Origin of the sequence: Micromonospora sp. LOL_024 (genome assembly GCF_048060415.1) — a bacterium.
GTDB lineage: Bacteria > Actinomycetota > Actinomycetes > Mycobacteriales > Micromonosporaceae > Micromonospora.
In genome coordinates, this window is sequence record NZ_JBHMIS010000057.1 from 1 (window position 1) to 10,638 (window position 10,638).

General features: G+C 68.2%; 10 protein-coding genes and 1 pseudogene. 8 read left to right on the plus strand and 3 right to left on the minus strand.

Annotated elements, in window-relative coordinates:
* Positions 1–69: 69 nt before the first annotated feature.
* The 4 genes from ACFHWY_RS26735 (at position 70) to ACFHWY_RS26750 (ending at position 4,418) form a co-directional block, all read left to right on the plus strand.
* Entirely contained in the window at positions 70–1,359 is a 1,290-nt protein-coding gene (locus tag ACFHWY_RS26735) for a hypothetical protein (protein ID WP_416583030.1), read from the plus strand.
* Positions 1,360–1,376: 17 nt separating this feature from the next.
* Positions 1,377–2,234, plus strand: a complete 858-nt coding sequence (locus ACFHWY_RS26740) for a class I SAM-dependent methyltransferase (RefSeq protein ID WP_416583022.1) — start codon at positions 1,377–1,379, stop codon at positions 2,232–2,234.
* Positions 2,231–2,845, plus strand: coding sequence for a GTP cyclohydrolase II (locus ACFHWY_RS26745; protein WP_416583023.1), 615 nt, complete (start codon positions 2,231–2,233; stop codon positions 2,843–2,845). Before ACFHWY_RS26740 ends, ACFHWY_RS26745 begins: the two co-directional genes overlap by 4 nt.
* A gap of 181 nt (positions 2,846–3,026) precedes the next feature.
* Positions 3,027–4,418, plus strand: a complete 1,392-nt coding sequence (locus ACFHWY_RS26750; RefSeq protein ID WP_416583024.1) for a UDP-glucose dehydrogenase family protein — start codon at positions 3,027–3,029, stop codon at positions 4,416–4,418.
* Positions 4,419–4,548: 130 nt separating this feature from the next.
* Here the strand turns inward: ACFHWY_RS26750 and ACFHWY_RS26755 are convergent, their stop codons facing one another.
* The 3 genes from ACFHWY_RS26755 to ACFHWY_RS26765 are packed head-to-tail and all read right to left on the minus strand — an operon-like array spanning position 4,549 to position 7,131.
* A complete protein-coding gene (locus tag ACFHWY_RS26755; protein WP_416583025.1) occupies positions 4,549–5,121 on the minus strand; it encodes an NUDIX hydrolase in 573 nt (190 codons plus the stop codon).
* Entirely contained in the window at positions 5,087–5,797 is a 711-nt protein-coding gene (locus ACFHWY_RS26760) for a 2'-5' RNA ligase family protein (RefSeq protein WP_278125683.1), read from the minus strand. The genes ACFHWY_RS26755 and ACFHWY_RS26760 overlap by 35 nt, the downstream gene beginning before the upstream one ends.
* Entirely contained in the window at positions 5,794–7,131 is a 1,338-nt protein-coding gene (locus ACFHWY_RS26765) for a helix-turn-helix domain-containing protein (protein WP_416583026.1), read from the minus strand. The genes ACFHWY_RS26760 and ACFHWY_RS26765 overlap by 4 nt, the downstream gene beginning before the upstream one ends.
* Before the next feature lie 228 nt (positions 7,132–7,359).
* Here ACFHWY_RS26765 and ACFHWY_RS26770 point away from each other — a divergent pair, with 228 nt between their 5' ends.
* From ACFHWY_RS26770 to ACFHWY_RS26785, 4 genes and pseudogenes are all read left to right on the plus strand, one after another.
* Entirely contained in the window at positions 7,360–7,503 is a 144-nt protein-coding gene (locus tag ACFHWY_RS26770) for a hypothetical protein (RefSeq protein ID WP_416583027.1), read from the plus strand.
* Between the two features lie 433 nt (positions 7,504–7,936).
* Positions 7,937–9,532 carry a group II intron reverse transcriptase/maturase gene (gene ltrA / locus ACFHWY_RS26775; RefSeq protein WP_416583028.1) on the plus strand — a complete coding sequence of 532 codons (1,596 nt, stop codon included), beginning with the start codon at positions 7,937–7,939 and terminating at the stop codon, positions 9,530–9,532.
* 20 nt (positions 9,533–9,552) lie between these two features.
* Positions 9,553–10,017: an NUDIX domain-containing protein gene (locus ACFHWY_RS26780; protein WP_416583029.1), complete on the plus strand. Its 465-nt coding sequence runs from the start codon at positions 9,553–9,555 to the stop codon at positions 10,015–10,017.
* Positions 10,018–10,162: 145 nt separating this feature from the next.
* Positions 10,163–10,638: pseudogene (locus ACFHWY_RS26785) on the plus strand (hypothetical protein); the annotation flags it as partial.

Genomic DNA, 10,638 nt, shown 5'->3' on the forward strand with positions numbered 1-10,638 from the left:
CCGATCAACCCAACTCATCGACGCAGTCACGTAACGTCACCGGTTTTACGCAATGGCCCTGATGCCGGCATGACCGCCGTCACGACTCGTCGCCCGGTCGCGGACCGGTTCGGGCCGCTCTACCCGGCGTCGGCGATGACGTTGCCGGTCATTCCCAGCCTTCCCATGCCGAGATTCGCCGCGCCGCCACCGGACGTGCGCAACCTCAGCCCGCATTACCGCGACCATTACGGCGCCAACATCCTGCGCGAATATCCCGCCGGACGATCCGGGGACCGGCTCGCGGTCATCGACAAGGCATTCCCGCACAGCGTGTACGACATGATGCTGCTTGCCACAGTCGGCGACGACAGAGTAATCGCGTCGTCGGTCAGCGATGTCCCCGAGGTCATGCTGACGGCGCTGCTCAAGCTCTGTAGGCAGTTCGTCGGCTACGTCGACGCCTCCTCGACTCGGCGCCGGTTCGACCTCGACGGGGCGCAGCTCATGATCGGCACGAACCACGACCCGTACACGGTCGACCGCGACAACGGGCAGTGGTGGGACAAGCGGATGCACTGGCACCTCAACTGCTGGCCCGCCGCCGCCTACCGCGACGCCTCGATCGTGCCGCTGGGCGAGGTAGACGACCTCAACCGACGACGGGCGCTGGTGGACCCCATCGCGCACCTGGCCGCGCAGGTCATGCGTGACGCATACCGTACGCAGCCGCTGCCTGCCGGCTGCCATCTGGCGGGCGACGCAGATCTGTCCGCTGTTGGTGGCCCAGTCGGATTCAAGATCGTTCTTCCGGACTGGGACTTCCTCCTCGATACCGCCTGCGCGTGCCTCCTCGTCCAACTTCATGAGGTGGCCGCCAGCGCGTATGCGCAGCTGCGGGAGTGCTTCACCGGCAGCCCGGCGGTGTCGCTCCCGTGGACTCGGCCGGGACTGCTGCCGCCCGGCCAGGTTGCGGCGAACCTGAACAACCTCACCTGGCTATCCGAACCCGGCTGGCAAGGCCTCGTCAGGCTGAGGGCGTTACTCCGGGACATCACCGCCCACGAGATGGCCCTGTTGCGAACCAACATGGATCTCGCGAACCGGTGCCTGACCTTGGCAGGCTTGGACTACCACCTCGGATTCTGGTCCCCAGCGCAACTCGGCAACTCGCGTGAATGTCCGCCGGTCTACCTCGTGATGCAGTTCAAGCTGCTCAGCGCCATCGGCAGCAGCCCGGCGATCGGCGGCAGCGTCGCCTCGATCCTCGACCGCTTCCGCGGTCCGGTCATGTCGGCACAGCAGACCCGCCTGCGTCGACAATTCCAGGACGGCTTCCTCGCGGACCTGGAGCATGGCGCACCGGAGGCAGCAGCGTGAATCTGCACCCTCCCGACGTGACCGTAGCGCCCAGCATCACTCCGGAGGTCCTCGCCTTCTACGCCCACGGGGCCGAGCAGGGACGCCTGAGCGACCCGCGCCGCCACATCGAGTACCTGCGCACCCGCGACATCCTGGCCCGCCACCTTCCCCCAGCCGGAACGATTGCCGACGTCGGCGGAGGACCCGGCGCGTACGCCTTTCAGCTGGCCGCGGACGGCTACCGCGTCCACCTCGTGGACCCTGTCCCGCTGCACCTGGAGCAAGCCGCCACCACGTCAGCCCGCGCCGAGTCGCCGCTGGCCTCGATCTCGCGCGGGGACGCGCGCCAAGTGCCGCTCGGCTCCGCCAGCTGCGACGCCGTTCTCCTGCTCGGCCCGCTGTATCACCTCACCAGCGCCGCTGACCGCGCCCGCGCCTGGGACGAGGCGTATCGCGTACTCGTCCCAGGCGGCGTGGTCGCCGCAGCAGCAACGTCCCGCTACTACACCACCTGGGAGTACCTCGCCAAGAACCTCTACGACGACCCGGCGGTGGAGGCAATCCTGATCCGGCATCTTCGCGACGGGCAACACCGCAACCCGACCGGTGATCGACGGCTGTTCACCACCGGCTACTTCCATAACCCGAGTGACCTCGCCGTAGAAGCCACCGCCGTGGGCCTGCGCCCGCATGCCCTGCTCGCGGTCGAAGGCGCCGCCAAACTGCTGCCCGACCTCGCGGACCGCCTCCGCGACCCACAGCGCCGCGACCTTCTTATGCGGGCGATCCGCCGGGTCGAGGCAGAACCCTCCCTCCTCGGCATGTCCGAACACGTCCTGCTCATCGCCCACAAGCCCACACCCGACAGCACCGCTACGGAGAAGACGAGATGACCACCACCGTTCGGCTCGCCGGCTGTGACCTCCCCACCGCCTACGGACAATTCCAACTGCATGCCTTCGGCCCCGAGATCGGCCCTGAGGAGGTCCTCGCCGCCGTCCACCGCCCTCAGCCCGCCGCCCAACAGAATCCGCTGGTACGAATTCACAGCGCCTGCGCCACGGGTGACCTGCTCGGATCCCTCAAATGTGACTGCGGCCCCCAGTTGGCCACATCCCTGCGCATGATCGGCGCATCCGACTACGGGATCCTGCTCTACATGCTGTGCCACGAAGGCCGCGGCATCGGGCTTGCTACCAAGATCCGCGCTTACACCTTCATGGACCAGGGCTACGACACCGTTGCCGCAAACGCCGCCGTTGGCGCACCCACCGATGCCCGCGACTACCGACCCGCCGCAAGCGTCCTGGCCTGGCTCGGCGTCACTTCAGCCCGACTCGCCACCAACAATCCTCACAAGATCGACGCCCTCCGTACCGCCGGGATCACCGTCGACCGTGTCCCACTCTCCGGTTTCATCACCCCCGATAACCGGGACTATCTCGGGCAGAAGGACACCCTGCTCGGACATCTGAACAGCAGCGGAGCCGCCGCCGCTTCTTGACCCGAATGTCCAGTCCGACACGACCCGCCGCCCGCCTCCGGTCGGTATCATTCCGGCGGGCAGCAGGCGGGCCACGGCCTTCAAGCCGGCCGACCGCCGCAGCAAAAAATCGCTGGTCAGCGACACTTTTGGATCCGGATCACCACGCGTCGGTATCGTTCATGGCGAGAGGAAACGCTCAATGAAGGTCTGTGTTGTCGGCACCGGATACGTCGGTCTCACCACCAGCGTCAGCCTGGCCTTCCTGGGCCACGACACCACCTGCATCGACCTCGACAAGCAGAAGATCGACACCCTTCGCGGCGGCCACTGCCCGATCTACGAGCCACATCTGGAAGCGCTCCTCGAGCAGGCGGCCTCCCACCTGACCTTCACCACCGAATACGCCGTCGGCGTACCCGACGCCGACGTCGTGTTCATCGCCGTGCAGACCCCGCAACTCGACAACGGCAACCCCGACCTGCAGTACCTGCGATCCGCCGCCGAGAGCGTCGCCCAACACCTGCGTGGCGACTTCACCGTCGTGGTCAACAAGAGCACCGTCCCGATCGGCTCCGGCAACTGGGTCGACGCGATCCTGCGCGAGGCCTACGAACGCCACCACGGCCACCGCCCCGACGGTCGATTCGCCGTCGCCTCGAACCCCGAGTTCCTCCGCGAGGGCACCGCGCTCGCCGACACCCTCTACCCGGACCGCATCGTCATCGGCTCCGACAACCAGAAGAGCCTGGATCTCCTCAACCAGCTCTACCGACCCATTCTCAACCAGTCCTTCACCCCGCCCACCGTGCTGCCCCGCCCCGCCGGCATGAGCGCCGTGCCGCTGGTCTCCACCGACCTGGCCTCGGCCGAGCTGATCAAGTACGCGGCCAACGCCTTCCTCGCCCTCAAGATCAGCTATATCAACGAGATCGCCGCGATCGCCGGCAAGGTCGGCGCCGACGTCCGCGAAGTCGCCCGCGGCACCGGCCTCGACGCCCGCATCGGCCCCCGCTTCCTGAACCCCGGCATCGGCTGGGGCGGATCCTGCTTCGGCAAAGACACCGCAGCGCTCATCGCCACCGCCAGCGAGTACCACCTCGCCATGCCGATCGTCACCGCCGCCCGCGACGTCAACCACCGTCAGCGCACCAAGGTCGTCGACCGGCTCCTCGACGAACTCCACATCATCAAGGGCCGCAAGATCGGCATCCTCGGCCTCGCGTTCAAGCCGGACACCGACGACCTGCGTGACTCACCAGCCATTGACATCGCGAATCTGCTCCTCGAGCGCGGTGCCCGGATCACCCTGCACGACCCCGTCGCCGCCGATCGCTTCCGCCGCGAACAGCCCACCCTGGCCGAGCACCTCGCCGATCGCGTCGAAGACGTGTTCGACGACGCCGACGCCATCGTGGTCGCCACCGAGTGGTCGCACTACCGCGACCTCGACTGGGCCAAGTTCGCCCCCACCATGCGCTCACCGCTGGTCCTCGACGGGCGACACTGCCTCGACGCCGACAGGCTCACCGAAATCGGCTACCGATACCTGACCATGACCGCACCCGCCATCCCCCCGCGCTCCCAGACCTGATTGTCCTGGCCTATTGGCAAAGTTGACGGAGTACGATTCTGCCGGCGGTCTGCCTGTCGCGGTCGGGCAACCGCCGGCCTCAGCATGAGCGGCGATGAGTAAACGTGACGGCCGCTGGGCCGTCATCGCTTCATGTCAATGCGGTCATCGCCCGCGCGATGCGAGGGCCGACAAGCCGCTCAGCCACGGAGAGGGGATACCACGTCGCACCTCCCACCTCCGATTCTTGGATACGCCCCACGTCCGCCTGCGTCGTCAAGAACGAGTAGCCGAAGTCGAGATGGAAGTGTTCCGGCTCGTCCTTCGCCGGCCGCGCCGGAACTCTGCCGTATTCGACGTAGACCGGCATCTGCGATGCTGGGACGAGTCCGCTGGGATCAACACCGGTTTCCTCTACCAGCTCACGCACCGCCGCGCTGATCAACGTGGAGTCGGTCGGCTCAAGGTGTCCTCCCGGCTGCAGGGGGATCTCGTAGGCCAGGTGATCGACGAGCAGCACTTCGGTGCCGCCGCGGACCAGGAGAGCACCGACAGTTACATGCATCGAGAAGTTTCGCCGGGAAGCGAAACCCTCTTCCTCAGCCAGCAGCTTCACGGGCTCGGACAGCGACACGGCGTCGTCCGAATAGCACTCGAGGTAGGCCAAAAGCTCCCTTGAGATGTCCAAATCACTGATCGCCACGAGCTGCCTGCGCTTCAGCATGTCGGGGGCCTCGTCCGCTCAGGGGCGCTGTTGCCTGCGTCGACCATCGGTAGGTGCGGTGTTCCCGGTGCAGGGCGATCAGTGACACCTCGCTGATCGTCGCTGTCACTGCCGGCAGGTTCCGCAGCTCGGCCAGCCGGGCGCGGATGGGGGCGGTGGGTGCGGGCGCGCCGCTGTAGGCGATCGTGACGTGGGGCCGGAATCCGTCAGCTGGTTCGGGGACGGTTGGCCACACGGCGGCGATCGCGGCCCGGATCGCGGCGCGGACCCGTTCGACGGGGCTCCAGGGTCGGACGAGCAGGCCGATTCCTTCGGCGTCGGGGTCGACTGGGCCGAGGGACAGGTCCAGCGGCGGCAGGCCGGCGCACCGTTGCCGGGCTTCGGTGACGATCGCTTCGATGTCGCCGTCGGGCACCTCGTCGGTGAAGCCGAGGCCCTGCATGGTCAGGTGCAGGCCGTCGATCGGCACCAGGTCCAGTCCGGGGAACTGGAGCTCGTGTTGAAGGTCGGTGACGAGGCGGTGGAGGTCGGGCTGTTCCTGGAAGGTGAGGTGCCAGGTGTAGAAGTGCCGGCCGGCGCGCCAGCCGGGACGCCAGTACCAGTGCTCGGTGAATGCGGCCAAGTCCCGGTAGGCGGTCCACCGCTGCCGCAAGCTGGCCAATTCCCGGCTGCTCATGTCGGCGATCGTAGGCCCGGTGGCGGCGGGCTGCCGGGACGCGTCAATTCGGTGAACAGGTCCGCGACATCCTGTAGTCGCGAGTGACGTCCGAAGGGGTGGGCGGCGGCAAGGAATTGACGAGTGCGTTGGTAGACCGATTCGAAGCGGTACTCGGCGGTGAGGCTGAGTGCTTCCAGCGCCAGCCCAGCGGCGTGGTCGAGGTCGCCCGCCCGCGCGTGGGCCGTGGCCAGATCGAGGCGGCTGAGCGCCTGCGGACCGCGCAGCTGCGCCGCGTCGAACGCCGCGACAGCGGCGGTGAGCTGGTCGACGACGCCGGTGGTGTCGCCGAGGACCAGGTAGGCCGTCGCCGCGTTGGCGGCGGCCCGGGTCGGGCAGTACGGGCCGAGGGTGAGGCTGGTGCTGACCTGCCCGTCCGCCGGCTGTTCGGGCAGCAGGGCGAACGTACGGTCCACGGCCTGGCGGACACCCCGGCGGTCGCCGAGGTGGGCGAGCGCCCGGGCCTGCCCGTTGATCGTGAGGCGGATGAGGTGCGGGCCGGCGCCAGCGTGGCGTAAGCCGTCTTCGGCGTAGGCGAGCGCGTCGCGGTGCTTGCCGGTGTAGTAGGCGACCAGGCTTTGGGTGGCGCGGGCCCAGGCCTGCGTGTCGGGTTGCCCAGCGGCGTGGGCGAGGTCGAAGGCTTCTGCGGCGTAGGCGTGCGCGACCGGGAAGGCTCGCAGGTCCAGGGCGAGGGCGGCGAGGAGCCCGGACAGGTGGGCGGCGGCGGTGTAGAGCCGGGCGCGTTGCGGTGGGTGCTGCCGGGCCGACATCAGCTGGTTGACGCTGACCCGCAGCGGACGCAGCCGGGCCACGAGCGTGGCCGGCGGGAGTCGTTCGTTGTCACCGATCGCCTGCCGCACTTCGTGCTCCAGGTGCGCCAGCCGGGCGTCGTCATCAGCCGTCACGGTCAGCGCGGACCGGCGGGCGGTGATGCGCTCCTTGTGCTCCCACCACACGGCTGCCGCGTCGGTAGCAGGGCCGGGGTCAGCGGGTGGGGGCGCCGGGCGATGGCGGTGTTGATGGTCCAGGTCGGCGATGCGGTCGTACTCGGCGGTCAGCACGCCACCGGTGCGCAACACGGCGTCGCAGCGGGACCAGAAGGACCGCTCGGGATGTTGGCGGCCGGTCTCGGTGTTCGCCACTGAACTGCGCCCGTACTGCACGAGCCGTGCCAACGCGTGCTGGGTGTGGCCGGCGTCCTTACGCAGGTGGGCGAGGTGGCGACCGAGCGCGTGGCGAGCGGCGGCGATCTCGTCGTGGTCGACCATCGCTGCCACCCCCGGTGCCACAGTCACGATGAGCCGACACCGTAGCTGCTCCCGGTGACACTTCTGCACCCTCGGGACTCTCTTCGGCAGTTGCCTGCGGCTGATGAATGCCCAGCTCACGGCGCTGGGTCCAACGGTGCGGAGCCATAACGCGGACGGGGTGGATGTGGTGTCGGAGTTGTGTCGGCATCTGCCGACAATGTCGGCGCACGGCGCTGCGGGCGTGTCGACCGGCCGGCGTCCTACGGTCCCTGCATGCCCTCCGAACGCCGCGACATCACCGCTGGCCTGCCCCATAAGCGGATGGCCGCAGGGCTGCTGATCACCGACGCGGACGAGCGGGTTCTGCTGGTCGAGCCGGTCTACAAGGCCGGCTGGTTGCGCCGTGAGGCGCTGTAGTTCGGGCGGGGGTGGAAGACCCCCGCCGTCGTTCTGTCGCAGCAGGACGGCGTAGCTGAGGGCAGCCTGATCCGGGTGGTGCCGGGGAGGGTGGGAGCAGCCCTGACAAAGGCGGGACGTGTCAGCACTGCCAGATGGTGCGGGTCCGTCGAGCGAGATGGAGAGGAGTACGCGAGGAACCGGCGTCTTACGTCCCTACAACTTGTGCCGGCTCGAACCTGGTGGATCTGGGCCGGGGGCGGTGCGCATCCGACCGGTTACGGGCGGAGAACTTCCCGGACGTTTTCATTCGCGGATGGGAAGGCCACGAGGAACTCTGCGGTGTACTCGTGGCGATGCCGCAGGGGCACAGTCGGGCTCCTGCTCCGACGAACGAAATGCAGCGAACACGGGAACCGATCCGTGCTCGCCCTCCCGTTGAGCAGCCAGCGCGGTGGGAGGGCTGGGCGCACCGACCGCCGAACGGCGCGGGTCGGGGCGGAGCCGTCGTAGTAGTCCGAGCGCGGGAAAGCCGCGTACATGGCGAAGGACGGCAGCAAGATCGAGAGGAGAGGACACTGCAATGCTGAAAGATGCGTTGGTGGATACCGGCGCGCCGGACGCGGATGCTCCCAAGGGGCCCCGGGTGCGGGTATCGGAGATGCAGGCCAAACTTCACCGTTGGGCGGTGGCCGATCCTGGCCGCAGGTTCGACGACCTGTTCAACTTCGTCACGGACCCGGCGACGCTGATCATGGCGTATCACCGGGTCGCGGGAAATCAGGGAGCTCGCACGGCGGGCGTGGACGGCCTGACGGTCGCTCGCGTCGAAGCCGAGATCGGGGTCCCGGGGTTCCTGGACGACCTACGCATCCGCTTGCGGGCGGGCACGTTCGCGCCGCTGCCGGTGCGGGAACGCACGATTCCCAAGCCGGGCGGCAGTGGCAAGGTCCGCAGCCTGGGGATTCCCACGGTGGCGGATCGGGTCGTTCAGGCTGCGCTGAAGTTGGTGTTGGAGCCGGTATTCGAGGCCGACTTCGAGCCGGTCTCGTATGGGTTCCGGCCCCTGCGCCGCGCTCACGACGCGATTGCGGAGATCCACCAGTTTGGGTCGAAGGGCTACCAGTGGGTGCTGGATGCGGATATCGAGGCGTGTTTCGACTCGATCTCGCATGTGGGGCTGCTGGAGCGGGTCCGGGCACGGGTCAAGGACAAGCGGGTCGTGGGCCTGGTCAAGGCGTTCCTCAAGGCCGGGGTCCTCACCGAACTCGGTGAAGCCAAGGACACCACGACCGGGACGCCCCAAGGGGGCATCCTGTCGCCGCTGCTGGCCAACATCGCGCTGACGGTGCTCGATGAGCACTTCCATCAGCCGTGGAAGCCGGGCGGGTCGATGAGTACGCCGATGAAGCGCAAGTACCGCCGAAGCAAGGGGCAGCCGACGTGGCGACTGGTCCGATACGCCGACGACTTCGTCGTCATGGTGCATGGCACCAGGGACCACGCGGTGGCCTTGCAGGAAGAGGTGGCGCAGGTGCTGGCACCGATGGGTCTGCGGCTGTCGCAGGCGAAGACCCAGGTGGCGCACCTGACCAACGACGGATTCGACTTCCTTGGGTTCCGCATCCAGCGGCGACGCAAGAGGGGAACCACGAACAAGTGGTTCGTCTACACCTTCATCGGCCAGCGGCCGATCCGACAGGTGAAGGCCAAGATCCGCGGTTGGACAGGTCGTACGTCGCAGCTTGACTTCGCAGCGATGCTGGTCAAGGTCAATCAAGTTCTGTGGGGCTGGGCGAACTACTTCAAACACGCCATCGCGCAGAAGGTCTTCGCGAAGCTGGACCACATCGTGTGGTGGCGGCTGGTGCGGGTCCTGCGGACCCGCCACCACTGGAGTTGGAGCGACATCCGTAAGCGGTGGACCACGCCCGATGGGAAGTGGCTCCCGTTCTGCGCGGATGGGATGACGCTACGGCCGATCGCGGCGATCCCGGTCGTCCGCTACCGATACCGCGGCAACATCCCCACCCCATGGACAGCGTCATGAACCAACGCGGACGACAGATCTTGTGGAGAGCCCGTTGCGTTGAGAGGCGCACGGCGGGTTCGGCGAGCGGCCTGAGGAAACGGGCTCACGGGCAACCGGAGAACCGCGCCTCAGGCCGACTCAGCGAGATTCCCGGCGGTTGTGTCGAGGCGGATGAGTCGCCGTACCAGGCCGCGATCCGGGAGTGCCGGGAGGAACTCGGCCTGGACCTGGCACCGGGTCGGTTGCTGGTTGTGGACTGGGTGCCGGCCCGCGCCGGGCGCACCGAGGGCCTCATGGTCGTCTTCGACGGCGGCACCCTCGAACCCCGCGCGCACGAACGGATCGTGGTGCCGCCCGGCGAGTTGAAGGGCTGGGCCTTCTCCGACCCGCCAGAGGCCGCCCAGCGGCTACCGCCGTTGCTGACCCGCCGGATCACCGAGGCGCTGAACGCCCGTGCGGACGGGTGCAGCTACTACCTCGAAGACGGCGTCCGAGTCACCTGACCGTAGGCCCACCAACCGGGGAGCCTCCCGGAAGGGCGAAGCGTCGGCTGCGCCAGCCGGGAACGCCAACGGGACACCTCCGCTCCCGCCGTTCGCATCGAGACACCACCACCGCCCACCGTGCTCACCTTCGGGAGGTACCGCCATGCCCAAAACCGACCACCCCGACCGCACGCCCGCCCCTGCCGCACCACCACAGCGGGATTCGGTGCTGCCGGAGCTACGAGAGGTGTGGTGGGAGACCGGCGTGCGGGCGCGAGCGCAAGCCGGCCTGTTCGCCGTCTTCTCCGAACTACCCCGCCTGGTCTGGGCCGCCCTCGTCGTGAGTTGGCGCGCCGACAGGGCACGGACATCGGTGGTGGCGGCGACCACGGTGGTCGCCGGCGTGATGTCCGCGTTCGGGCTCCTCGCCGCGCAGCGCGTGCTGGTGGAACTGTTCGCCGGTGGGCCGACCGCCGACAAGGTGGTGGCCGCGCTGCCCGCCTTGGCCGCGCTCGCGGCGGCCACCGCGCTGCGCGCCGGCATGGCCACTGCCATGGGGTACGCGCAGAACGGCCTAATACTGCAACGGCGGGTCGTGGCTTCGGCTGCTGATCGCTCGTTGGCTGGTTGTGGTGGATG